Genomic DNA, 24,668 nt, shown 5'->3' with positions numbered 1-24,668 from the left:
TCAGCCCGAACCACGACGGAAACAGTGTGCAGCCGCACCGGTGAACCGAGGGACGTTCGTCCTTAACGTGGAATACAGCGGCACCCGCTTCGCCGGGTCCACTCGCCGCTGTTCGACCGTCTCCCCCTCGCGGATCGACCGGTCGCAGACACCCCACCGGTTGTGAGGAGCTCTTCCCCGTGACGACCGCACGCGACGTGCGCGCACCCCTCGTTCCGCGCGATCTGCCGACACCTCGGCCGCCGCACTCCCCCGATCGCTCGACTCCGGTCCGCCGGCGCGACTTTGCCGGGTCGAGCCGTCAGTCCAGAGTACTGGCGCAGGCGATGCGGATGTCGGTGCGTCCGCTGCTCGGGCTGTGGAGCCGCTCGACGGCGCTGCCCTGGCCGACAGGTCTGCTGGACGCCGCCGGGGCGCTGCTTCCGGCGATCGACGGGACAGTGTGCGCTCCCGTCCGGTTGCCGAACTGCACCGGTTCCTGGGTGGAAGGCCCGCGGACGGGATTCGATCGCGTGATGCTCTACCTGCACGGCGGCGGCTTCCTGTGCGGCGGGATGCGCAGCCACCTCCGCCTCGTCTCGCGGATCTCCGATGCCGGCCGCACCCCCGTGCTGATGGTCGACTACCGGATGCTGCCCGAGCACTCGATCGACGATGCCGTCGACGACGGTGTCGAGGGCTATCTCTTCCTGCTCGCCGCCGGTTACCGACCCGAGCAGGTCGTGATCGCCGGTGATTCCGCCGGCGGCTATCTGGCCTTCATGGTGTCGTTGGCGTTGCGCGACCGGGGCATCCCGGTGCCGGGAGCGATCGTCGCCCTGTCCCCGCTCACCGAATTGGATCCGGCCCGCAAACTCGGCCACTCCAACGCCGCACACTGCGCGCTGCTGCCCGGCAACGCACTCGAGGCGCTGGCCGGTCTTGCAGGACGTCGCCAGGAGTCGGGGCGGCTCTGCCCTGCCGACGCGGATCTGTCGGGCATGCCGCCCACGCTCATCCAGGTCGGCTCGCACGAATTGTTCCTGGTGGACGCGGAGTCGATGGCCGACCGTCTCGCCGACGCCGGTATCGCGTGCGAACTGCAGGTCTGGGACCGGCAGGTGCACGTATTCCAGGCCGCCGCGGATCTGCTACCCGAAGGAATCCGCGCGATCGGCGAGATCGGACGGTTCGTCCGCAGCGCCGTGCCCGGCTCCCGATAACGGGCCGTCACCCGGGCGAAGGTGGACCTTCCGAATCGGGCGCGAGCACGGCGGCTCCGAGCCAGTGGCACAGCGCGAGCGCGTTCTCGAGGTCGAGTCGACACTCGCGGACACTGTGCCCGATCTGCTCCTCCGCCTTGCTGATCCGGTAGGCGACCGAATTCCGGTGCAGATGGAGCTTTTCCGCGGTGGCGACGAAACTGCCTCCACTGGACAGGAACTCCCGCAGTGTGTGCCGCAGTTGTGCGGCAGCGGGATCGTCGGCGGCGAGGCGGCCGAGCACATCCCCCACCCAGGCGCGCGCCCATTCGAGATTCGTGCACATCAACGCGACCGCGCCGACCTCGTCGATCGAGACGAGACGTGGGACCGGCAGAGCCGATGTCAGAGCCACCTCCCGCGCCTGCGCCGCCTGCCGATGGGTGCGGACGAAACCGTCGATCCCCTCCTGCGGCGCTCCGACGGCGACACCGACGGGTCGCTGCCAGGCCGCGACGACCCCGGACAGTCCGCTCGGGTCGATGCGATCGACGGTACCGAGCGGGATCCATGCCCAGGCGGTGTACTCGTCGAACTGTTCGAACAGCACCCGACCTCCCCGCCCGAGATGTTCGGCCAAGGCCGTCACCGCCTGCTCGAGGCCGTTCCATTCGGTGCCGGACCGGTCCCCGCCGACCACTTCGATGTCGTCCGTCCAGACGATCACCCCGAGGTGGTGCTGGCCGAGCCGGTAGCCGAGGGTGCGCTCGGCGTCCCCCACCTCGATCGGCCGTCCGGCCAGGATGTCCTGGATGCGGGCGGTCCGGGAGGCGTTGCGGTTGAGCAGCCAGGTGTCGCGCTCGGCCTCGTAGACCCCGAGCAACTTCTGCGACACCCCATCGATCCCGGCAGAGAGTTTCATCAGGATCTCCACGCCCGCCTGCATCACTGCCGCGGCGTCGTCGCTGAGTCCCGCCAGCACCTCGAGGCACCAGCGCATGATGCTGTCCTGCGCGAGCCGGTTGCTGCGGTCGACCACCGAGACCGGGAATCCCTGCCGGGCCAGCATGCGCACCAGTGAATAGGACGCCGCCGGGATCTCGATCTCGGCCAGATCGTCCCGCAGGAACCGGGTGATGGCTGCGACACCCTCCTCCGCGGCCTGGGCGAGGGAGCGGCGGGTGTGGCGGTCGGTGGACATCGCCTCGATCTCGGCCGAGATCCGCTCGGTCATGTACTGCGTGATCTCGGCCTGCCGCGTCGTCGACAGGTCGGCGACCGCCTCGATCAGTGCACGCGTGGCGGGTCCCGGATCGCCCACTCTGTGGGTGTCCTGTCCGATCTCGTGAGGATTCATCGTGTCCGATTCCGGAGGCTGCGGCGTCTGTCCGGGCGCACTGCCCTCGCCGAGCGCACCGCCTCGACCGTAACGGCTCGGGGCGGGCCGCCACCGCGGATCGGGGCGTTCATCGGGCAACGATCGTGCCGACACTCACGCCGGGTGTTGTCCGGACCCGTCGGTTGCGCCGCCTAACCTGTCACGGTGAGTGAATCAGGCCGAGCGCGGTTCGGCGCGATGGAGGACGCGTTGGTGCGGGACGACCGCCTGCGCCTCTTCTCGTTCGCAACGGCCGAGAAAAGGGTGCACTACCTGTGGGTTCTGCGCGCATTCGATCATGCGCGCGGCAACTACTCGGTGCTGCTGCACGCCGGCGACGTCGAGAACGTCCTCACTCGGCTGCCCGGCGCGAACGGCGACGACGTGCCCGATTCCTCCGAGATCCCGGCCCTGCTCGAGCAGCTGCACGCGTGGGGTGTGCTCGAACGCAGCTACGACGGATCCCGGGCGGCGACGCTCGCCGAGTACCGCAACCGGCACTACGTCTACCAGTTCGGGCAGGCCGGTTACCGGGTGTTCCGCGCCGTGGAGGACGTGCTGTCCTCCCGTGGGGAGGACGTCTCGCTGTCGCGTCTGGCCCTCCCCGATCTGCTCGCCGACCTGAACGATCTCGCCGATGCGAACGCGGCCGGCGACGGCGAACTGGTCTACCGGAAGTTGAGTCGCCTCGACGCGACGCTGTCGGACATGGCCGAGCGCGCTGCCCGTTTCTATCTCGTCCTCGGCGAGCTGGTGCGCACCACCGAGGTCACCCCGGAGACCTTCCTCGCCCACAAGGACGCGCTCCTCACCCACATGCGTGAGTTCAGCACCGATCTGGCCCGCTACGCCCCGAAGCTTTCCGCGGCGCTCGACCGGGTGCAGGTCACCGGGGTTCAGAAGCTCACCGCGGCCGCGGCCCGGCACGACGAGCGGGTGCTGCTCTCGTTCGAGGAACGCGAAGCGGACTGGGCGCAGCGCTGGTGGGGCATCGAACACTGGTTCGTCGGGGTGGGCTCCGAACCGAGCGAATCCGAACGCCTGCGCGGCGCGACCATCAACGCGATCTCCGCGGTGCTCGGGCTGCTGCGCCGGCTCACCGAGCAGCGTCGTGGGGGTGTCAGCCGCGAGTCGCAGCTGCGGCATCTCGCGGGATGGTTCGCTGCCGCGCCGTCCGAGGAGGCCGCGCACGCGCTGTTCGATGCGGTGTTCGACCTGGGCCGGCCCCGACACTTCTCCGTCGCCCATCCCGATGCCGACATCGTGCCGGTCACCCGGTCGTGGTGGGACGCGCCTCCCGTGGAGATCGCCCGCACCCTCGCCGAGACCGGCCGGCGCCCCGCAGCGGGAGCGCCGGGGCGGATCCAGCGCAACGACGCCGGAGTACGGCGGCTGCGCGAGGCGCAGCTCGAGAAGCAGCGTCGCCGGGCCGAAGCGGCGCGCTCCCTCGCCGCCGGAGGTGTGCGCGAACGGAAGCTGAGCGAACCGGAAGCCGAGGTGCTGTTGAGCCTGCTCGACGCCGCACTGTCGGCCCGGGTGCCCGTGAGCGGGCGGGTGCGCAGCGACGATGCCTCCTCCGGTACGCAGAACGGCGTCAAGCTCACCCTCCGACCGAGCGGCGAGTCGACGGTGGTGCACACCGCGCGCGGGCGCCTGTATCTCGACGGTCTGTCGGTGGAGGTGCGATGAGGGCCCGTTCGATTCCGTCCGTCGAACTGGATTCGTATCAGCGCGCCGCGCGGCTGGTGCTCACCCACCATCTCGTCACCACGACCTTCCCCGACCGGTCGGCGCTGGCGACGGTGCGCCGCTGGGCCACCGAGCTGCGCGAGGATCTGCTCGCCACCTTCGGATACCGGCTCGAGGTCACCGAGACCACCGCGCGGCTGTTCACCGTCGCCGATCGCCTCGACGCGGGGGCAGGCACGTCGACGCACACCGGCCGGCCGTTCGACCGGCGCCGTTACGCCTATCTCGCGTTGGCAATCGCCGCGCTCGGTCGCGGCGCCGGGCAGATCACGCTGTCCGAACTCGCCGAGCACGTCGCCTCCGAGGCGAGCCGGGTGGACGGTGTCGAACTCGACACCGAACGTGCCGCCGACCGCGATGCCTTCGTCGATGCCGTGACCTGGCTCGGCGTGCGCGGCGCGATCACCCTCGCCGACGGTGATGCGGGCAGGTGGGCGAGCGATCCCGACAACGGTGAGGCGCTCTACGACGTCGATCGTGCGGTCGTGCACGCCCTGTTCCGGCCACCGCGGGCGTTGCAGCACCTCGAATCGGTGCGCGGTCTGCTCGGCAATGCCGGTGCCCCGCACTCGGATACGGCGGAGGTCCGGCGGCGGGTGCGCCGCGCACTGGTGCAGCGTCCCGTGGTGTACGCCGACGATCTCGACGACGACGAGGCGCTGCAGTTGGCGTCGCCGCGCACCACCGACGAGGTGGAACTGCTCACCGGCCTGGTCTGTGAGCGTCGCGCCGAAGGCGTTGCGCTGGTGGACACCTCGGGACGGTTGTCGGATATGCGGTTCCCGAACACGGGGACGGTCGCGCAGGTCGCGCTGCTGCTGGCCGGGGAGATGTGCGATCGCGTCCTCGATCCCGACGCCCCTGTCCCGCCCCGGATGCCGGTGCCCGCGCAGACGCAGGACGTCCTCGTCGCGGCGGTCGATTCCGCGATCCCGAGGTCGACGGTGTTCACCCCGCTCGCGGCGTCCGACACCCCGATGCCCGACGAGCAGGAGCAGGACGACGACGCTCGTGCCCCGCTCGAGCATCCCTTGCTCGAGGATTCGTGGCTGGCGGGCACGGTCGGTCGTCTCGTCGACATCTACGGCCGGACCTTCGCCGCGCAGTGGCAGGCCGACCCCGCGGGACTGGCCGAGGCCGCGGTGGACATGCTCGACAGACTGCGCCTGGTGGCCCGCGTACCGGGCGGAGTGTTGGTCCTGCCCGCCATCGCCCGCTTCCGCGGCGTGACGGTCAGTGTGCGCGAACGGGATCCGGAGATCGACCTGTTCCCCGAGACCACCCCACCGACAGTCCCCGCCCCCGATACGACCCCGACGGAGATCTCATGAGCAGCGCCCGATTCCGCCCCACGCGTGCCGGGATCATCAACCTGTGGGACTACCGCGACCAGGAGTTCTCGTTCGCCGACGGACGACTGGTGCTGCGCGGACCGAACGGGTCGGGCAAGACCAAGGCGCTCGAGGTGCTGTTCCCGTTCGTGCTCGACGGCCGGATCGAACCGCGACGTCTGAACCCGTTCGCCGGCGAGGAGCGCACCATGCGCTCGAACCTGCTGTACCGCGGCCAGGACAGCGCCCACTCGTACGTGTGGATGGAGTTCTGCCGCGGCCGCGCCGACGACCCGGAGGCCGTCACCGTCGGCATCGGGATGCGCGCCACCCGCGGCAACGACAAGGTCACCCGCTGGCATTTCGTCGTCGACGGCCGTGTGGGAGTCGACTTCTCGCTGCTCGACGACGAGGACCGACCGCTCACCCGCAAACAACTGGTCGATCAGATCGGAGCCGACGCGATCGCCGATCGTCCCGTCGACTACCGGGCCGCGATCGACGCGCGCATGTTCGGTCTGGGCGCGCAACGCTACGACCAGCTGATCAACCTGATCCTCACGCTGCGCCGCCCCCAGCTCGCCAAGAACCTCGACCCGAAGGGCCTGTCGCAGGCGCTGACCGACGGCCTTCGCCCCCTCGACGAGGATCTCATCGTCGAGGCCGCCCGCTCGTTCTCCGCGATCGAGGAGGTCGAGCGCACCCTCGAATCCCTCGCCGCCGCCGACGATGCGGCGCAACAGTTCGTCAAGGTGTATTCGAAGTACATCCGTCAGCAGGCGCGCACCGCCGTCGACAAGGTCGCCACCCGTCTCGGAGTGGTGGACACCGCCGTCCGGTCGCTGCGCGAGGCGACCGAAGCCCGCACCGAGGCCGCCGCCGCCCGCGCGGCCTCCGAGGAACAGCTCCTGGTGGCCGAACGCGACCACGAACAGGCACGCACCACCCTCGAGGCACTGCACCGCTCCAGCGCCTACGAGGGCAAACAGCAGCTCGACGACCTCGCGTCCGCGGTGAAGAACCTCGAGCGCACCACCGCCGCACAGGCCGAGCAGGCGAACCGCGCCCAGGCCGTCGTAGCCGACCGGCTCCGCGACCACGACAGCGCCCGCGACGCGCTCGAGACGGCGACGGCGGCGCGTCGTCGCGCCGAGGACGGGCTGAGTGCGGCGGCCGAGGACGCCGGCATCACATGGACCGGTCTCGACGGCATCGAACGGACCGAGCAGCTCAACACCGCGATCGACGCACTCGCCGAGGAACGCGACGCCGACGTGCGCGCGGTGCGCAGCGCACTGTCCCAGCTCGACGGTGCGACCGCCGCGCGGTCACGGGCCGAGGCCGCCGCGGTGCGTGCCCGCGCGCAACGCGACACCGCCTCGGCCGCGGTGGAGGCCGCCGAGACCATGGTCGAGCTGTCCCGCAGCGAGGTCGCCGCCGAGCTGGGCCGGTGGTGGTCCGATCGCGCCGAGACCTTCGCGGCCGTGGGCCTGTCCACCCCGGTCTTCGAGGCGCTCGACACCGCCTTCGGCACCGTCGGTCAGGACGATGCCCCGTCCCCCGCGGCGGTGTTCGCCGAGCACACCGGGCCCGTGCTCGACGACCTGCGGTTCCGGCGTCGCGTGTGCGGCTCTGAGATCGAGTCGCTCGGCACCCGCATCGCCGAACTCGAGACCGAACGCACCGCCGTCGCGGCCGAACGCGACGACGCTCCCCCGGCGTTCCCTTCCCGCACCGGCAGCCGCGACGATCTCGTCGGCGCCCCGCTGTGGCAGCTCGTCCGGTTCCGCGACGATGTGTCGACGCAGGACGCTGCCGGTATCGAAGCGGCGCTGCAGGCCGCGAACCTGCTCGACGGGTGGATCACCGACGGCGTCGGCGACCTGCCGGACATCGAGTCGGAGCAATTGTTGGTGCCGCTGGCACCCGGGCACCGGCCGAGCGGTCCCACGCTCGCCGATGTACTCGTTCCCGAAACCGACACGGCCGTCCCCGAGGAACGGGTCGCCGCGGTGCTGTCGTCGATCGCATGGGCCACCGATCCCGGCCCGGACGCGCGGGTGTCGGTCGATGCGCACGGTAGGTTCCGGCAGGGAGTGCAGCTCGGTCGCCACGTCAAGGAGCAGGCCGAGTTCATCGGAGCCACCGCCCGCGCCCGGCGGCGGCAGCGTCGCATCGTCGAACTCGAGACCACCATCGCCGAGTGCCGAGCCGACGTGGCGTCGCTGCGCGAGCAGGATCGCGAGATCGGCGACCGGCTCACCGCTCTCGACGACGCCGTGAAGTCGTTGCCGCGCACCGGATCCGTTCTCGCGGCGTTGCGCAAGGTCACCGAATGCGCCGGCGCGTTGCGGACCGCATCCGAATCCGCGGCCGCCGCCGACCGCGACCTGGATCAGGCGATCGCTGCGGTCGCCACCAAGGAACAGCATCTGCGGTCGACGGCCGGCCGGCACCGGGCGCCGCTCACCGCGACGGAACTCGACAGTCTCGACGCAGCCGTGCGGCACTTCCGTTCGCAGGGCCAGGCTCTGCAGCGCGCCCTGCGCGAGCAGGTCACCTGCAGTGATCGACTCCGCGACACCGATGTTCGGCTCGACGAGGCGCGGGTTTCTGCCGAGAACGCGGCCGAACTCGCGGCGGAGAACTCCGAGACGTTGGCCAACGAGCAGCAGAAGCTCGAGACGCTGCGCGAGTCGATCGGGGCGAGCGCCGACCGGATCGATGCCCAGCTCGACGAGGCCCGGCGCCGGATCGAGGCGGCGAAGGCCGCCGAGCGGACCGCACGCAAGGCCCACGAGTCGGCGCTGGAACGGATCGGCAAGGCCGAGGCCGCCCACACGGGCGCCGAGCAGACGCTGCGGTCGGCGCTCACCGAGGCCCGCGCCGACGCCGACGCCCTGGCACCCTTCGCCCGCCGCGACCTGCTGACCCTGCTCGGGGTGGAGAGCGAGCACGTGTGGCCGTCCAGCGCGGCCGCGTGGCTCGACGCCGATCAGCTGGCCTATCGGATCCGGCAGTCCCCCGACGACGCGGTCGACGTGCTGCCCGCCGAGGTGCTCGCACTGTTCCGGGCCCTCGACGCCGCCACGGAATCGGTCACGGCCTCCGAGTCGACCCGCAAGTCCACGGCCTCGGCACTGACCTCCGCGCTGCAGGAGTTCGACGCCGAACTCGCCCGGGGCCGCGACTACCGGCTGCACTGGGACGCCGCCGACGGCATCACCGTCGTGCAGGTTCAGGACGAACAGGGCTACACGTCCGTCGCGGCGTTCGCGCAGCGCATCGCCCGGGCGCGGCAGGAACAGGAAACCCTGCTCACCGACTCCGAACGGCGCATCCTCGAGGACGCCCTGCTCACCGGTCTCGCGCAGCAGATCCACGAGCGCACCGTCGACGCCCGCGACCTCATCGCCCGGATGGGCACCGAGATGCGGCAACGGCACATGTCCTCGGGCAACACCATCGGGGTGCACTGGGTGCTCGCCGACCATCTCGACGAGCCGGCCCGCGCGGTGTGCAAGCTCCTCGACCGCGACGCGTCGATGCTGGCGCCGGAGGATCTGGCGGGGATCCGTGCGCATTTCGCGTCGCGGATCCGCGCGGAGCGGGCCGCGCATCCGGAACGGTCGTACCCGGAGATCCTCGCCGCGACGCTGGATTATCGCCGGTGGCGGGTGTTCTCGTTCAGTCTCGTCGGTGCGGACGGCAGCGAGGACCGGCTCACCCCGGCGCGACATTCGGCGCTGTCCGGTGGCGAGCAGTCCGTCTCTCTGCACCTGCCGTTGTTCGCTGCCGCGCACGTGATGCTCGATTCCGCCGACCCGCATGCGCCGCGTCTGCTCGCCCTGGACGAGGCCTTCGCCGGTGTGGATGACACCGGTCGCAGCGAATTGCTCGGTCTGTCCGTGCAATTCGACCTCGATCTGTTCATGACCGGTTTCGACCTGTGGATCACCTATGCCGGCGTGCCGGGTTGTGCGCACTACGATCTGTCACATTCGGTGGCCGAGCACACCGTCGCCACGACGCTGCTGGTGTGGTCGGGTGGCGAACTGCTCGCCGAGCACGACGGGTCGGATCTGGAGAGCGCGCTCGGATCTCCGCGGACCCGGCGGGTCACGCACCCGGTGGAGGGAGCGCTCGAGTTCGTCTGATCGTGACGACGGTCACTGCGGCGTGTTCCGCCCCGATCGGGGCCTCTCACCTGCGTCGCGGTCCTACGATCCGGAAGATGACGAGGCTTCGGGTATCCAGACTCATCGTCGGCGCCGCGACCGTGGTCGGGTTGCTGCTGGGCACGAGCCTCGCGGCGGCGGCGGCACCGGCGCCCGGTGCACGGGTGACCGCGTCGCCGGACGGTTTCGCGCTCGACGGTCGGGCCTGGTGGCCGACCGGGTTCAACGCCTACCAGCTCGCCACCGACTGGTCGGTGAACTGGGGATGCGGAGCAATGGTCGACCTCGACGCCTATTTCGGTGCGCTGCCGCCGAATTCGCTCACCCGCTTCAACCTCTTCCAGGCGCTGGCCGTCAACCGGTTCACCGGGCAACTCGACTTCGGACCGATGGACGCGGTCTTCGCGGCGGCGGAAGCGCATGATCAGATGCTGCTGCCGGTTCTGGCACCCCAGGACGGCGCGTGCGAGGACGAGGTCTTCAAGAGCCGGCAGTGGTACGTCGACGGGTGGACCGAATTCACCCCGGGTCACGAGCGGGTGGTGATGAGCTACCGGGACTGGATGCACACTGCCGTCGCCCGTTACCGGAACTCCCCGTCCCTCGCAGCGTGGGAGCTGGTCGGGGAGCCGGAGACCAGTTCGTGCATCGACGCCGCGTGCCAGTGGTGGACCCGGTCGTGCGAGCCCGGCGCCGCCCAGGTGTTGCGCGACTTCTTCGACACGGCCGGTGCCGAACTGCGCGCCGTCGACCCCCACACCCTGATCACGGCGGGTTACACCGGGGGTGGCCAGTGCGGCACCCAGGGTGACGAGTACCAGTTCGTCAGTGCCTCACCGTATGTCGATGCCGTGCAATACCACGACTACGGCGCCGACGGCGTACCGTTGCCGGGCGACCAGTGGAACGGCCTGGCCCGGCGGGTCGCGCAGGCCGCGGCCGTCGGGAAACCGTTGCTCGTGGCGGAGATCGGCGAACTCGCGGGGTCCTGCGGGTCGCTCGGTGACCGCGCCGACCACATCACCTCGAAGATCGAGGGTCAACGCGCCGCCGGCACCGCGGGTGCGCTGCTGTGGGCGTTCGTGCCCGACCCGCGAGAGGCGGACTGCACCTTCGATATCGGCTTCGACGACCCGCTGTGGAATGCGGTCGCGGACCTCGGTTCCCTCGAGTCGTCCATCGTCCCGAACGCGCAGTTCTCTCCGTAAGAGCAGTCCTCACACATCGACGGTGAATCCGAGATCCACATCGCACGCGGCCTGCCCGGCGCGGATCCCCCAGCTCTCGGTCGGGATGTCGCGCACGATCACGGTCACGTGGTCGGCAGGAATCGCGAACGCGCCGAGCCGCTCGGTGATCTCGCGGTAGAGGCGCCGCTTGGCGTCCACGCTGCGCCCGGCGAAGCAGTCGACGATCACGAGGGTGTAGAGCTCGGGCGATGTCAGGGTCGGCGGCACCGCGAAGCGTTCGGGTTCGTGAACCACGAGCCGGATGTGCTTGTCGGCCTCCGGAATCCGGAAGGCGGCGACGAGCGCATCGTGGACGGCGTCGATCATGCCGGTCTCGACCTCGCGGTCGTGGCGGGTGCGAACCTCGATGAGCGTGCTGGGCATCCGACACTTCTACCCGTCGGAGAACCCCTGTGCAACCTCGTGGGGCAGGTCGTCACCGATCCGCCGCGCCGGTCCCCAATCGGTCGCCGTCGCGGATCGGGAGCGCACGTAGTTCGGCAATGCGTTCATCAGCCGTGCCTGCCGTGCCTCGACCGCTCTGATCGAGTGTTCCGTGGCGGGCCAGTGCTGGGCGAGCAGTTCGTAGGCCACACGGCCGAAGAACATGCCGTCGATGCCGGCGAGGACGTGGGCCATGTGATCGTCGAGGTCGTCGTCCGCGACATCGGTGTGCGGGCACGAATGTCGTCCGACGATCGGCGGCCCCAGCAGGCATGCCGGCGATTCTCCGGTGTCGCCGCAGGTTGCCCACGCACACCCGGCCCACGAGCGCGGGATGCATCAGATGTCCGGGCGGATCCATCAGGCTGCTGACCCGAAGGAAACGGTCGACGACCACGGGATCGTTCTCGGCCGCGGCCAGGACCCGCGCCACGTACGCGTTGCCGAGTCGCGTCTGCACGCTGCGGGGTCCTTCGACTTCGGGCAGCGCGAGGTCGGAGCCGATCGCGAACTGCCACGCAGCACCGATCGGTTTCTTCGCGGCCCGGAAGAACCTGCGGGACAGGTCGTCCTCGTCGAGGGGTTCGGCGGTCCGGAGCGCGGCCACCACGTGGTCGGGTGCGTACGCCTCCACGGCGAAGATCATGCCGCCCAGGCTCGGTGGCGGTTCGCGACCGGCCATCGCAGCGACCGTGAACAGCCACATATCGTTCTTGTAGCCGAACAGCGCCATGCCCGCCGGACGTCCCGGCACAACACCGATCAACACCATCTTCTCCATCGGTGTGCCCGGCGCGAGTCGTAGCAGCCGGCTGCGGTACACGACGTGGACGACGACGTGCTCTTCGACCGGTCGTCGGTAGCCGAGTTTCTCTAGACCCGCCGGGGTGCGGGCGCCCCGTCCCATCGCGTCGACCACCAGATCCGCCGTCATGATCCGAACACCGTCGCCGCTGCCCATCTCTGCACCCCGGTGCCCCGGCGGCGGTCGGGTGTCGTCGTCAGGTCGCCGACGTTGTGTCCGTCGAGGAGGGTGATGTTCGGGATGGCGCGGACGCGTCGCCGGACATGGTGTTCGAGCAGCGGCCGACTCGGCACGTAGGTGGCTCGACGGTCGCGGAAGCGACGGTTCTCTGCACCGGACGGGAGGACGTCGCGGTCGACGACCGTCACCGCGTCGTAGGACTCTGCCGGCGCACGGGCCGCGAGCAGACCACCGACGCTCGCGCCCAGAACGATTGCATGGTCCCCGATCTTGTCCATCTCGTCATCTCCGTCGTCCGGTCGACTGTCGCACTCCGTGCCTGTACACGAAGTCTGTGGTGGCGATCGTCGAGGGTCGCGAGTAGCGCACTACTCGATTCGGAATCCGGTTGACCGGCCGCGGCGGCACTGCTTCGATCGGTGCCATGAGCGACCGCACGCGCCTGACCCGCAAACCCGAACGCGGCACCGACGATCCGGCGGTGCTGCACCGGCTTCTCGACGAGGCCCGCATCGCGCACGTGGGTTTCGTCCGCGAAGGATCGCCTGTGGTGCTGCCGATGGCGGTGGGCCGCGACGGGGACCGGTTACTGCTGCACGGCTCGACCGGCGCCGGCATGTTTCTCGCCGCGCGGTCCGGGATCGAGGTGTCGGTCGCGGTGACGCATCTCGACGGGCTCGTCTTCGCCCGGTCGGCCTTCGACCACAGCATGAACTACCGCAGTGCGGTGTTGTTCGGTGTGGCCACACCGGTCGCGCCGGGCGAGAAGGAACACGCATTGAAGGTGGTGACGGAGCATCTGATTCCCGGTCGGTGGGACGAGGTCCGGTCGCCGACACCGAAAGAACTGGCCGCCACCACGGTCCTGGAAGTGCCGCTCACCGAGGTGAGCGTAAAGGTCCGGGCGGTCGGACCGGGAGAGGACGCCGGGGACGGTGAAGACCACTCCGTGTGGGCGGGAGTGGTGCCGTTGCGGACCGTCGCCGACGATCCGATCCCGTCACCGATCACCGGGTCCTCGACCGCGTTGCCACGCTCCGTGCGCGCATTTCTGTGACATCGAACGGGCTGTCCGTTGTGACATCGAAGGGGCTTTCCGTCGTGTCCGCCCCCGAATCCGACATCGGTGATGAAAGGATGCCCGCGTCGAAGGAACAGATCGGAGTCGCCGCGAGTGCCATCAACGTCCGTGTCCGTGAAAGCCGCACGCAAGCGGCTCGGTGAGCTGGTCCGGGAGGTCAACGACGAGACCGTCGCCGTCGAGATCGTCGGCAAACGCGGCACGGGCGTCCTGATCTCCAAGGACCGCTATGCGGCGCTGCAGGAGGCAACCTTCCTGCTCCGCTCCCCCGAACTAATGGACAGCCTGCGCCGGGAGATGCAACGTTCGCTCGAGGCCGCCGCGTCGACGGGCCGGCGGCAGCCGCCGGCTGCTCGCCGGCGCGCGAAGAACAAGAAGAAGCGCAAGAAACGGCGTCGCGCCCGTTGACCGTCTCCATCCCGTACATCTGCACACCGCCGCCGAGCACTGCGGCCGGGCGGTGCAGATGCCGGAAGTCTCGCCGCGAGGCGGTGAAAGCGGTCGTCCAGCTCGCCGATCCCGCGGCCGCCTCCGACGCGAACTCGCCACCTGCAAGTGCCCGACCGGAGTCGAGTTCGTGCGTAACCGGCCGCGCGATCCGACCCGCACCCGACTGGTCCAGAATCGACCGAGACCGGTGTTGTTCGCGAAATCCGTTGGGAACTCGCGAACAACACCGGTCTCGATTCGTCAGTATCGGGCGGTCAGGTGCCGCAGAAGGTCCGGAAGGACTCGGCGAACGAACGCGATGCGGGCGAGGCATATTCGGCCCACTCGGCACGCGCCTCGAAGGGTTGCGTGACGACGTCGAGCAGCTTCGCGAACGGTTCGAGGTCGCCGCCGGTCGCCGCCTTCAGCGCGGCGTCGACCTGATGATTACGCGGGATGTACAGCGGATTGACGCGGTCCATCGCCTCCGCCCTCTCCCCCGCTGCCCGGCCGTCCCGTTCGGCGGCGGCGCGCCAACGTTCGAGCCACGACGCCGAGCGCTCACGCGGCACGAGCCCGTCGAGGGGTGCCGGATTGCCGCGCAGTTCGTCGGCGAGGGCACGGAAGGTCGCCGTCCAGTCGGCATTGTGCTCTTCCAGCAGCGTCAGCAGATCGTCGACCCGAGCCTGGTCGAGGGAGTCTTCCGGGAGACTGAGTTTGGCGGCCAGACCGGACCGGTAGTGACGCTCGTAGCGGGTGTCGAAGCTGTCCAGAACGGCGGTGACCGCGGCGATCGCCGCATCCGGGGTCGAATCGACGAGTCTGAGCAGGGTTTCGGCGAAGCGCGCCAGATTCCATTTCAGGACGGCGGGTTGGTTGCCGAACGCATAGCGTCCGCTGTGGTCGATGGAACTGAACACCGCCGCCGGATCGAAGGCGTCGACGAAGGCGCACGGACCGTAATCGATGGTCTGCCCCGAGATGGTGGTGTTGTCGGTGTTCATCACCCCGTGGACGAAACCGACGAGCATCCACTGCGCCACCAGCGACGCCTGCGCCTCGACCACGGCGGTGAACAAACCCAGGTAGCGGTTGTTCTCACCGGTCTCCGGCAGGTCGAGCAGATCCGGATAGTGCCGGGCGATCGCGTGGTCGGCGAGTGCACGCACGACCTCGCCCTGCCGCGCCGCGAACTCGAAGGTCCCCACCCGCAGGTGGCTGGACGCGACCCGGGCCAGTACCGCACCGGGTTCGGCGCCCTCGCGGTAGACCGGCCGACCGGTCGCCACCACCGACAACGAACGGGTGGTCGGGATGCCGAGCGCGTGCATGGCCTCGCTCACCAGATACTCGCGCAGCATCGGCCCGACGACCGCGAAGCCGTCCCCACCCCGGGAGAACGGAGTGGGACCCGAACCCTTCAGGTGCAGATCGACGCGGTCACCGTTCGAATCGACGAGTTCACCGAGCAACAACGCCCGACCGTCGCCGAGCAGCGGAGCGTATCCGCCGAACTGATGTCCGGCATAGGCCATCGCGACCGGCTTCGCACCCGCCGGTACCTCCGCGCCGGCCAGGACGGCGACCCCGTCGGCGCTGCGCAACGCCATAACGTCCAGTCCCAGCGACACCGCGAGGTCCTCGTTGAGCGCGAGCAGTTCCGGGTCGGGAGCCTCGGCGCCCTGCCACGGCACCGACAATCCGCTCAGTTCGTCGGCGAAGGAACTGCCGAGACCGGATATCGTGGTGTTCGTGCCGACGGGGAAATCCGGAATCGCAGTCATCCCTCGAGGGTAACCGTGTGACACCGACGCACGCTGGGAGCGAGGGAAACGCCGGTGGACCCCGGTCACCGGCGGCGCATCATTCCGCCCCGGACCGGGTATCCGCCCCCGTGCACACCGACCCGGACGATCCTCGCCGTCCCACCCGGCGGATCCAGGTCCGCGACGTCGCCGAGCACCTCCACGATGTCCTGCGATCCGGGCCGCCGGACGGGCACGACCGCGTGATCACCGGCATCAGCGACGATTCCCGCACGGTGCGGCCCGGCGATCTGTACGTCGCGCTACCCGGACACCACGCCCACGGGCTGGACTTCGAGGCCGAGGCCGCCGCCCACGGTGCGGTCGCGGTGCTCAGCGACCGGCCGTCGCGCCTGCTGCCCGCCTTCGTCGTCGATCGACCGCGCGAGGTGGTCGGCCCGTTGGCGTCGTGGATTCTCGGGCACCCCTCCCGCGACCTGCAAGTCCACGGCATCACCGGCACCAACGGCAAGACGAGCGCGACCTATCTCCTCGACACCGCGCTCGCGGCCACCGGCGTGGAGACCGGCATGATCGGCGGGGTCGTCGTCCGCGGTCCCGCCGGCACTCGGCCCGCGACCCGCACCACCCCCGAGGCCGCGGTCGTGCACCGCACCCTCGCCGAGTTCCGTGACCAGGGCGTGCAGGCGGTGACGCTCGAGGTGTCCTCGCACGGCATCAGCCAGGGCCGCGTCGACGGTGTGCGGTTCCGTACCGTCGCCTTCACCAATCTCGGGCCCGACCACCTCGACTTCCACCACACGATGGAGCAGTACTTCGCCGCCAAGGCGGCACTGTTCACCGCCGACCGCACGCAGACGGCAGTGGTGAACATCGACGACGAGTACGGCCGGCGTCTGGCCGCCTCCGTCGACGTGCCGCTGTGGACGCATTCGACCCGCGATGCCCGCGCCGACGTGTACGCGGACGCGATCCGGTGCGATCTCCACGGCACCACCTTCACCGTGCACACACCGGCCGGGAGTGCGCCGGTGCGACTGTCGCTCCTCGGACCCCACCAGGTGGCCAATGCGCTGACGGCGCTCACCTCGGTGGCCGCCGTCGACGGCGACGTCCTGCAGGCTGCGGCGGGTCTGGAAACCCTCGCGAGTGTGCCCGGCCGGCTCGAACGCGTCGACACCGGCGAAGGCGTTCTCGCGCTCGTGGACTACATGCACAACACGTCCGGGCAACGCGAACTGTTGCCCTTCCTCCGATCGCTCGCCCCCGAGCGGCGACTGGTCCTCGTGATCAGCGCGACCGGAGAACGGGATCCCGGCAAGCGATTTCCGCTCGGTCACACCGCCGCGACCTACGCCGACGTCGTGGTCGTGACCGACGACAGTCCCCTTTCGGAGGACCCGCGTGTCCTCCGGGACGCGGTCGCCGAAGGTGCCTTCGCCGCGCGCAGTGCCCGCGTCGTCGTCGAGGCCGACCGACGTCGCGCGTTCGACATCGCCGTCGCCCACACCGGTCCCGGAGACGTCGTCGTCGTGGCCGGCCGCGGATGCGAGCCGCGCCTGGTCTCCGGGGACACGGTGCAGGTGTTCGACGACCGGGACGAACTGCGACGCGCACTGCACCGCGCACAACACCGGCCCGTCTCGCGCGTCCCCCGCCCCTGAGCGATCCGCTCGGCGGCTACGGCTGCAGCCACATGTAGCCGCTGGTGCCCCAGCTCGGCGCACCCATGGCGCCGGTGTTCGGGACGGAGACGAGCAGGCTCACACCCGCACCGGGGTTGATGATCGTGCTGGTGCGGCCCCCGGCGACGGTCACCGAGTGACCGTGGGTGAACGGGAACATCCCGTTGATCCACGCGAACTCGACCGGCACCTCGCAGCCCGGGATCGCACCCCAGGTGCCGGTCGGGGTGAAGATCGCCTCGGCCAGATCCGGTCGGCCCGGTACGTGCTCGTAGGCCACCTCGATGCTGCCGTGGCACTGCCCGGACGGGATCGGCACGATCGCATTGCCGAGGATCTGCAGGACGGGAACCGGTGCGGCGGCGGCACTTCCGGCGCCCACCCAGGCGGCACCCGCTGCGAGTGCGGCGGTCGAGGCTGCGAGGGCGGCCCCGCGGGTGATCCGTCGGCGAATCGACATGAAGACAGTCCTTTCGGTCGGTGAAGGGACACAGTACCGACCGTCCAGGATGTTACGAACGCGGCTGCAGGCCCGGCTGTCCGGACACGATGGCGAACGACGCCGCCGTCGACACCGGCGCGTCCGGTTCGGTGACCGTGTCGAGCACCCGGAAGTCGGCGTGCACGGCGTCCGGGGTGATCGTGGTACGCACGTAGCCTCGCCGGTCGTTGTAGAACTTCAGGTGCGGGTTCGCCGGCAGGTGGTCGACCTGCGTCGCGCCGGTACCGTTGCCGTTCGACGTGATCGACGTGCACACCAGTTCCGACCCCACCACCGGCGCGTCCGGGTCGGCGAAGTCGACCTTGATGTCGTTGGCCCAGTGCCGGTGCACGTCGCCGGTGAGGACCACAGCGTTGCGCACCGGCGACTCCACCCAGCCCTGGGTGATCCGATGACGTGACGCCGCGTACCCGTCCCAGCCGTCCATGCTCACCTCGTCGCCATCGGGGCTCGGGTCCTTGTCCTGTTCGGCGAAGAACACCTGCTGGCCGAGGAAGTCCCACTGCGCGGTGGAGGTACGGAACCCGTCGAGCAGCCACTGTTCCTGCTCGGTCCCGGTGAGTGTTCGTGCCTCGTCGTGACGTTCGGCGACGTTCTTCTTCCACCCGTCGCCGGCGGCCTGATCGTCGCGATACTGGCGGGTGTCGAGCATGTGGAAATTGGCGAGATTCCCCCACCGGATCCGCCGGAAGATCGTCATGTCGTGCCCCCGCGGTGCCGACGAGGGTCGCAGCGGCATGTTCTCGTAGTAGGCCTGGAATGCAGCGGCGCGGCGGGCGAGGAAGTTCTCGGTGGTGTCGTTGCCCTGAGCGGCGTCGGTGTTCTCCGGAATCGTTCCGGCCCAGTTGTTGTCGACCTCGTGGTCGTCCCACACCACCAGCCACGGCGCGATCGCGTGCGCGGCCTGCAGATCGGCGTCGGCCTTGTACTGGGCGTGACGTTGCCGGTAATTCGCCAGGGTGACGGTCTCGGGCCCGTCGAGCGAGCGGACGAGACCGGTGTCGCTGGTGTAACCGCCACTGGTGTACTCGTACTGGTAATCCCCCAGGTGCAGAACGAGATCCGGATTGTCCTCCGCCATGCGCCGGTAGGCGGTGAACCAGCCGTGTTCGTACTGGGCGCAACTCGCGAACGCCATCGTCAGGGCGGCCGGGGTCTCGGCCGCGGCCGGTGTCGTGAGCGCCCGCCCCACCGGGCTCAACCGGTTGCCGGTGCGGAACCGGTAGAAGTACTCCCGTCCGGGACGCAGGCCGAACAGTTCGACGTGCACGGAGTGAGCGCTGTCGGGGACGGCGTGTTCGGTGCCGCGTGCGACGACGCGGGTCATCTTCTCGTCCTCCGCCACCTCCCATTGCACCGGAACATTCCGGTTGGGCATGCCGCCGAGTCCGTCTTCGGCGAGCGGGTCGAGGGCGAGGCGGGTCCAGATCACGAATCCATCGGGCGCCGGGTCACCCGAGGCGACACCCAGCAGGAAGGGGTCGCCCTTCACTCTCGGCGCGTCGGCGCGCGCGTATCCGGTGACACCGACGGAGGTGGCTGCGGTGACGACAGTGATTCCGAGTCCGGCCGACAGGAACGATCTACGTGACAAAGGCATGGCCACGGAAGGTAGTGGTCGAATCTTCTTCGCACGGAATGCGTTACCGAACGTAGGGAGAACACTCGGAAACATTTGGGATACGCAGATATGGGTCGGCACGATCGCGCCGAAGTCTACGATGAGGAGGGGCTTCGAACGGAGGAGACTGTCATGGTTTTTCCCGCACTCACCCACGTCGCCGTCACCGTCTCGGATCTGGCTGCGAGCACCGCGTGGTACTCGAACCTCTTCGACGCCACACCCGTCCTCGACGAGGACGACGAATCCGGCACCTTCCACCACGCGGTCTTCGCACTCGACGGCGGCACCCTGTTCGGCCTGCACACCCACTCCGGTTCGCCGGCGCAGACGTCCTTCGACGAACGCAACACCGGGCTCGACCACATCGCGTTCGGTTGCACGGCCGACGAACTCGAGAAGTGGCGCGACCGGCTCGACAGTCTGGGTATCCCACACGGGGACATCAAGAACGCCTCGTACGGTTCCGGGTTGTCGTTCCGCGATCCCGACAACATCGCGCTCGAATTCTTCGCGCCGCCGAGCTGATCGCACTTTCAGGTCGCGCGTGCACATCTCGTCGCGACACGCCGAAGCACAGCGACGAGATGTGCACTCACGAACCGGGATTCAGCGCAGGTTCACACCGAGCAGCGCGTCGACCGCGTCGGCGAACAGACCCGGCGCCGATGCGTCGTCTCCCCCGCGCTCGACGGCGAAGGTCGCCCACCCGTCGAGGGCATCGAGGGCCTTCGGGGTGTCGAGGTCGTCGGCGAGGTGCTGGCGCAGGCGCGCGACCGTGTCCTCGGCGGAGGCGGCCGACGGCAGCGCCGCCGCCTGCTTCCACAACGCCAGTCGCGCCTCGGCGGCGGCGAGGACCTCGGACGTCCACGGACGGTCGACGCGGTAGTGCCCCGACAACAGCCCGAGCCGGATGGCGGCGGGGTCGACGCCCTCACCGCGCAGCTTGGAGACGAACACCAGATTGCCGCGCGACTTCGACATCTTCTCGCCGTCGAGGCCGATCATGCCGGTGTGCACGTAGTGCCGGGCGAAACGCCGGTCGCCGGTGACGGCTTCGGCGTGCGCGGCGGAATACTCGTGGTGCGGGAAGATCAGGTCGCTGCCGCCGCCCTGCACGTCGAAGCCGGAGCCGATGCGGTTGAGGGCGATGGCCGCGCACTCGATGTGCCAGCCGGGGCGTCCGGCACCGAAGGGCGACGGCCAGGCCGGTTCGCCGGGACGCTCCGCGCGCCACAGCAGGGCATCGAGCGGGTCGCGCTTGCCGGGGCGCTCCGGGTCGCCGCCGCGCTCGGCGAAGAACCGCATCATCGTGTCGTGGTCGTAGCCGGACTCGTAACCGAACTGCTCGGTGGCGTCGGTCCGGAAGTAGACATCCGGGTACTCGGCGTCGTCGACGATGTAGGCGGCACCGGAGGCGACGAGCTTCTCGACGAGTTCGACGACCTCATTCACCGATTCGACGGCACCGATGTAGTCGCGCGGCGGCAGCACGCGCAGCGCCTCCATGTCCTCGCGGAACAGGGCCGTCTCGCGCATACCGAGGACGACCCAGTCCTCACCGTCGCGCTCGGCGCGTTCGAACAGCGGGTCGTCGACGTCGGTGACGTTCTGCACGTAGTGGACGTCGTGGCCGGCGTCGCGCCAGATGCGGTTGACCAGATCGAAGGTCAAGTAGGTGGCGGCGTGGCCGAGGTGCGTGGCGTCGTAGGGGGTGATGCCGCACACGTACATCGTTGCCGTGTCGCCCGGGGTGACCGGACGCACCGCTCGGTCCGCGGTGTCGAACAACCGCAACGGAGGCCCCTGACCGGGGACGGACGGGATCGCGACGTCGGACCAAGATTGCATGACTACGAGCCTAATGGAGTCGCGGGAGTGCTCTGCGCGGGCACCCGGGCGTGCGGTAGGCGAACGGCTGGGACGTCAGAAGGCGGGCCAGGGAATGCGCCGGTCGCCGCGCGGATGCGGCATCACGGGGTGTTCGAGCAAGCGGGTGATCCTGCGCTGCAGGGCACGCACCTCGATGGCGGTAATGTGCTCGCACAGCTCCTCGGCGAAGCCGCCGTCGAACCGGCGCAGCAGCTTGTCGAGGTCGGCGAGGAGGACCGGGTCGACCGGGTCGCCGCTCCACCCCCACAGCACGGTGCGCAGCTTGTCGTCCTGGTGCAGGCAGATGCCGTGATCGACGCCGTAGACGTGTCCGTCGAGACCTTCGAGGACGTGGCCGCCCTTGCGGTCGGCGTTGTTGAGGACGACGTCGAGCACCGCCATGCGCTGCAGGCGCGGATCGTCGGCGTGCACGAGCACCACCTCGGCGCCGTCCAGATCGCGGGCACGCAGGATCGGCAGCCACCCCTGCGCGACCGCACCGGCCGGGCACAGGTCCACCAGATCCAGGCGTTCCGTTCCGCCCTGCGCGGTGTCGACGGTGTCGATCCAGCGCTGCACCATGCCGGGGCCGTACGGGCCGTCGCGCAGCACGGTGAGCGGGATGACGTCCCAGCCGAGCGCCTCGGAGATCAGGTACGAGGCAACCTCGCGTCCGGCGAGGGTGCCGTGAGGGAAGTCCCACAACGGCCGCTCCCCGCGGACGGGTTTGTAGACGCACCGCACCTCGGTGTCGCCGAGCTGCGCGTCGCACACGAGGGTCGCGTTGCTCGCGTGCGCGATCTGCCCGACGACGTCGAGGTCGCCGTCGGTCAGCACGCTCCGCACGTCCGGCGCCGTCACGCGGTCAGCTTTCTTCCTCGCCGAACCACGCGGCCGGATCGAATCCGGGGGTACGCAGGTAACCGTTGGTGCGGACGCAGATGTGTCCGTCGGCGCCGATCGGTTCGCCGCACAGCGGGCACGGCGCGCGCCCGGCCGAGACGACGAGTTCGGAGCGGGCCGCGAATTCGCGGGCCTGCACCGGGGTGAGGAATACCCGCACCGCGTCGGGACCTTCCTCGGTGTCGTCGAGCACCACCGATTCGTCGAGTTCGGTGTCGGTGACCGCGAGCAGCTCCACCACCACCGATCCGGCGTCGGCGTCCCAACCCAGACCCATGGTGCCGACCCGGAACTCGGCCTCGATCGGTGTCACCAACGGGCTGACGTCGACCTCGGGATCGTCGGGGATCACGGTGCCGAAGCGGCGCTGCACCTCTTCGAGCAACAGCCCCATCCGGTCGGCCAGGATCTGCACCTGCTGCTTCTCCAGAAGCACGCTCACCACACGGGACTCGTGCACGGCCTGCAGGTAGAACACCCGGTCGCCCGGTTCACCGACAGTGCCGGCGATGAACCGATCAGGTGTTCGAAACACGTGTATCGCGCGGGCCATCACACCTCCTCGAGTCCCCACACTCTGCCATGACGGACACTGCCATTATCCGCGTGCCGTCTCCTGCCGGTGCCCCTGCGGTGGGTCGCCGGGTTCCTCGACCGCGCCGGGGACCTCGCCGCCGGGCACGGACTTCGGTTCGGACGGCCCGGCGAGTCCGGACAGGTCCGAACCGGTGTCGTTCACGCGCAGCACGAACGGCCGGGTGTCGGTGTAGCGGACGACGCTGATCGACGCCGGCTCGACGACGATCCGCTGGAAGCTGTCGAGATGCGTCGCGAGCGCGTCGGCGAGGATCGACTTGATGACGTCGCCGTGGCTGCACGCGATCCACACGACGTCCTTGCCGTGCGCGTCGCGCAGGCGCCGGTCGTGTTCGCGGATCGCGGCCACCGCGCGGGACTGCACCTGCGCGAGCCCTTCACCGTCCGGGAAGACCGCTGCGGAGGCGTGCTGCTGCACGACCGCCCACAGCGGTTCCTTGACCAGTTCCTTCAGTTCGCGTCCGGTCCACTGCCCGTAGTCGACCTCGGCGAGCCGCTCGTCGACGACCGGTTCGAGTCCGCGATCGGTCGCCAGCGGCTGCACCGTCTGCCGGCACCGCAGCAGCGGTGACCGCACGATCTCGGTGATCTCGAGCCCGGCGAACCGGGTGACGAGATTCTTCGCCTGGACGTGGCCGACCTCGTCGAGTTCGACACCGGGGGAACGACCGGCCAACACGTGCGAGGTGTTCGCCGTCGACCGTCCGTGCCGCAGCAGGATGACCGTCATGCGCCCAGCCTAGAGGTACCGCCTGCCGGCAGCCTCTCAGGTGGCGGAGACCACGCCGGTCGCGAGCAGTCCGAGCACGATCACGCCGAGGATCACGCGGTAGCCGACGAACCAGTACATCGAGTGGTTGACGACGAAGCGCAACAACCAGGCGATCGCCGCGTAGCCGACCGCGAAGGCGATCACGGTCGCGACGAGCAGCTGCGCCCCCGACGCATTGAGCCCTTCCCCCGCCGGTTCGAAGGCGTCGGGCAGGCTGAACAGACCGGAGGCCACGACGGCGGGAATGGCAAGGAGGAACGAATAGCGGGCGGCGGCCTCGCGGGTGAGTCCGAGGAACAGACCGGCGGAGATCGTGCCGCCGGAGCGGGACACACCGGGGATCAGGGCCAGCGCCTGCGCCGAACCCATGACCAGACCGTCCTTGAGGGTGAGCTGACTGACGTCGCGCCGCTGCTTGCCGAAGTACTCGGCGGCCGCGATGACGATCGAGAACAGGATGAGCATGGTGGCGACGAGCCACAGATTGCGGGCGACGGTGCGGATGTCGTCCTTGAACAGCACACCGAGGATGCCGATCGGGATGGTGCCGAGGATGACGTACCAGCCCATCTTGTAATCGTGGTCGGCGCGGTGCTCCTTGTGGAACAGGCCGCGGAACCACGCGCGCAGGATCCGCCAGATGTCGCCGGCGAAGAACACCAGCACGGCGGCCTCGGTGCCGAGCTGGGTGACCGCGGTGAAGGACGCACCGGCGTCCTCTCCGAAGAAGATCTCCGACACGATCCGCAGGTGACCGGACGAGGAGATCGGCAGGAACTCGGTGAGGCCCTGCACGATGCCGAGGACGATCGTCTGCAGCCAGGTCATCGATTCGCCGATCATGCGGCGACTCCCGGCACGGAGCCTGCGGTGGGGACGGATCGGTGGTCGCGGATGCAGGGAGCGGTTCTCACTCGCCGAAGGGTACGTGGAAGCCGACCGGTCGGCGCGCCGGACGCTGCCGC

21 protein-coding genes are annotated in these 24,668 nt (G+C 69.6%); 9 read left to right on the top strand and 12 right to left on the bottom strand.

The genetic code is table 11. The features are described 5' to 3' along the window. Window positions 1-179: 179 nt before the first annotated feature. Complete coding sequence (locus ACPCXD_RS18820; RefSeq protein WP_423660748.1) at window positions 180-1,202, top strand: alpha/beta hydrolase; 1,023 nt, start codon at window positions 180-182, stop codon at window positions 1,200-1,202. A 7-nt stretch (window positions 1,203-1,209) separates the two neighbouring features. On the opposite strand, the gene ACPCXD_RS18815 is transcribed toward ACPCXD_RS18820, so the two are convergent. Beyond that, window positions 1,210-2,538, bottom strand: coding sequence for a helix-turn-helix domain-containing protein (locus ACPCXD_RS18815; RefSeq protein ID WP_160875124.1), 1,329 nt, complete (start codon window positions 2,536-2,538; stop codon window positions 1,210-1,212). A 219-nt stretch (window positions 2,539-2,757) separates the two neighbouring features. Here ACPCXD_RS18815 and ACPCXD_RS18810 point away from each other — a divergent pair, with 219 nt between their 5' ends. The 4 genes from ACPCXD_RS18810 (at window position 2,758) to ACPCXD_RS18795 (ending at window position 11,025) form a co-directional block, all read left to right on the top strand. Then, the gene (locus tag ACPCXD_RS18810; protein WP_072740516.1) at window positions 2,758-4,248 is read left to right on the top strand and encodes a TIGR02677 family protein; all 1,491 of its coding nucleotides are present in this window, start codon (window positions 2,758-2,760) and stop codon (window positions 4,246-4,248) included. Continuing rightward, the gene (locus ACPCXD_RS18805; protein ID WP_423660746.1) at window positions 4,245-5,639 is read left to right on the top strand and encodes a TIGR02678 family protein; all 1,395 of its coding nucleotides are present in this window, start codon (window positions 4,245-4,247) and stop codon (window positions 5,637-5,639) included. The genes ACPCXD_RS18810 and ACPCXD_RS18805 overlap by 4 nt, the downstream gene beginning before the upstream one ends. Continuing rightward, complete coding sequence (locus ACPCXD_RS18800) at window positions 5,636-9,796, top strand: TIGR02680 family protein (protein ID WP_423660744.1); 4,161 nt, start codon at window positions 5,636-5,638, stop codon at window positions 9,794-9,796. The genes ACPCXD_RS18805 and ACPCXD_RS18800 overlap by 4 nt, the downstream gene beginning before the upstream one ends. Before the next feature lie 77 nt (window positions 9,797-9,873). Continuing rightward, the gene (locus ACPCXD_RS18795; protein ID WP_423660742.1) at window positions 9,874-11,025 is read left to right on the top strand and encodes a glycoside hydrolase 5 family protein; all 1,152 of its coding nucleotides are present in this window, start codon (window positions 9,874-9,876) and stop codon (window positions 11,023-11,025) included. Between the two features lie 9 nt (window positions 11,026-11,034). On the opposite strand, the gene ACPCXD_RS18790 is transcribed toward ACPCXD_RS18795, so the two are convergent. Genes ACPCXD_RS18790 through ACPCXD_RS18780 form a run of 3 tightly spaced genes read right to left on the bottom strand, consistent with a single transcriptional unit; the run spans window position 11,035 to window position 12,753 of the window. Then, the gene (locus tag ACPCXD_RS18790) at window positions 11,035-11,430 is read right to left on the bottom strand and encodes a tautomerase family protein (RefSeq protein ID WP_024100872.1); all 396 of its coding nucleotides are present in this window, start codon (window positions 11,428-11,430) and stop codon (window positions 11,035-11,037) included. 52 nt (window positions 11,431-11,482) lie between these two features. Further along, window positions 11,483-12,424 carry a hypothetical protein gene (locus tag ACPCXD_RS18785; protein ID WP_229568083.1) on the bottom strand — a complete coding sequence of 314 codons (942 nt, stop codon included), beginning with the start codon at window positions 12,422-12,424 and terminating at the stop codon, window positions 11,483-11,485. Continuing rightward, entirely contained in the window at window positions 12,421-12,753 is a 333-nt protein-coding gene (locus tag ACPCXD_RS18780; protein ID WP_423660740.1) for a hypothetical protein, read from the bottom strand. Before ACPCXD_RS18780 ends, ACPCXD_RS18785 begins: the two co-directional genes overlap by 4 nt. A gap of 146 nt (window positions 12,754-12,899) precedes the next feature. Between ACPCXD_RS18780 and ACPCXD_RS18775 the strand changes: the two genes are divergently transcribed. Together ACPCXD_RS18775 and ACPCXD_RS18770 are read left to right on the top strand one after the other, a co-directional pair. After that, the gene (locus tag ACPCXD_RS18775) at window positions 12,900-13,532 is read left to right on the top strand and encodes a pyridoxamine 5'-phosphate oxidase family protein (protein WP_229568081.1); all 633 of its coding nucleotides are present in this window, start codon (window positions 12,900-12,902) and stop codon (window positions 13,530-13,532) included. 132 nt (window positions 13,533-13,664) lie between these two features. After that, window positions 13,665-13,964 (top strand): type II toxin-antitoxin system Phd/YefM family antitoxin, encoded by a 300-nt coding sequence (locus ACPCXD_RS18770; RefSeq protein ID WP_019289349.1) that lies wholly within the window; start codon window positions 13,665-13,667, stop codon window positions 13,962-13,964. A gap of 296 nt (window positions 13,965-14,260) precedes the next feature. Here the strand turns inward: ACPCXD_RS18770 and ACPCXD_RS18765 are convergent, their stop codons facing one another. Then, window positions 14,261-15,769, bottom strand: coding sequence for a protein adenylyltransferase SelO family protein (locus tag ACPCXD_RS18765; protein WP_160875116.1), 1,509 nt, complete (start codon window positions 15,767-15,769; stop codon window positions 14,261-14,263). Window positions 15,770-15,879: 110 nt separating this feature from the next. On the opposite strand from ACPCXD_RS18765, the gene ACPCXD_RS18760 reads away from it, so the two are divergent. Then, window positions 15,880-17,415, top strand: a complete 1,536-nt coding sequence (locus ACPCXD_RS18760) for a Mur ligase family protein (protein ID WP_160875114.1) — start codon at window positions 15,880-15,882, stop codon at window positions 17,413-17,415. Window positions 17,416-17,431: 16 nt separating this feature from the next. Here the strand turns inward: ACPCXD_RS18760 and ACPCXD_RS18755 are convergent, their stop codons facing one another. Further along, entirely contained in the window at window positions 17,432-17,896 is a 465-nt protein-coding gene (locus tag ACPCXD_RS18755; RefSeq protein ID WP_088899283.1) for a hypothetical protein, read from the bottom strand. 52 nt (window positions 17,897-17,948) lie between these two features. After that, window positions 17,949-19,538, bottom strand: coding sequence for an alkaline phosphatase D family protein (locus ACPCXD_RS18750; RefSeq protein WP_088899284.1), 1,590 nt, complete (start codon window positions 19,536-19,538; stop codon window positions 17,949-17,951). 153 nt (window positions 19,539-19,691) lie between these two features. Between ACPCXD_RS18750 and ACPCXD_RS18745 the strand changes: the two genes are divergently transcribed. Further along, window positions 19,692-20,087: a VOC family protein gene (locus ACPCXD_RS18745; RefSeq protein WP_016691418.1), complete on the top strand. Its 396-nt coding sequence runs from the start codon at window positions 19,692-19,694 to the stop codon at window positions 20,085-20,087. A gap of 81 nt (window positions 20,088-20,168) precedes the next feature. Here the strand turns inward: ACPCXD_RS18745 and mshC are convergent, their stop codons facing one another. The 5 genes from mshC to ACPCXD_RS18720 all read right to left on the bottom strand — a co-directional run bounded on the left by mshC (window position 20,169) and on the right by ACPCXD_RS18720 (window position 24,543). Continuing rightward, on the bottom strand, window positions 20,169-21,410 hold the full coding sequence (gene mshC / locus ACPCXD_RS18740; protein WP_138843089.1) for a cysteine--1-D-myo-inosityl 2-amino-2-deoxy-alpha-D-glucopyranoside ligase: 1,242 nt from the start codon (window positions 21,408-21,410) through the stop codon (window positions 20,169-20,171). A gap of 75 nt (window positions 21,411-21,485) precedes the next feature. Then, window positions 21,486-22,292 carry an Rv2133c family protein gene (locus tag ACPCXD_RS18735; RefSeq protein WP_423660735.1) on the bottom strand — a complete coding sequence of 269 codons (807 nt, stop codon included), beginning with the start codon at window positions 22,290-22,292 and terminating at the stop codon, window positions 21,486-21,488. A 4-nt stretch (window positions 22,293-22,296) separates the two neighbouring features. Continuing rightward, window positions 22,297-22,887, bottom strand: coding sequence for an Rv2134c family protein (locus ACPCXD_RS18730; RefSeq protein WP_006551966.1), 591 nt, complete (start codon window positions 22,885-22,887; stop codon window positions 22,297-22,299). 45 nt (window positions 22,888-22,932) lie between these two features. After that, window positions 22,933-23,661: a histidine phosphatase family protein gene (locus ACPCXD_RS18725; protein ID WP_016691414.1), complete on the bottom strand. Its 729-nt coding sequence runs from the start codon at window positions 23,659-23,661 to the stop codon at window positions 22,933-22,935. A gap of 36 nt (window positions 23,662-23,697) precedes the next feature. After that, entirely contained in the window at window positions 23,698-24,543 is an 846-nt protein-coding gene (locus ACPCXD_RS18720; RefSeq protein WP_172415048.1) for an undecaprenyl-diphosphate phosphatase, read from the bottom strand. Between the last annotated feature and the right edge of the window lie 125 nt (window positions 24,544-24,668).

This window comes from Rhodococcus sp. AB351, from assembly GCF_049538275.1.
Taxonomy (GTDB): Bacteria; Actinomycetota; Actinomycetes; order Mycobacteriales; family Mycobacteriaceae; genus Rhodococcus.
Note: the sequence above shows the minus strand (reverse complement) of the source record. Positions and strands in the feature narration are given on the sequence as shown.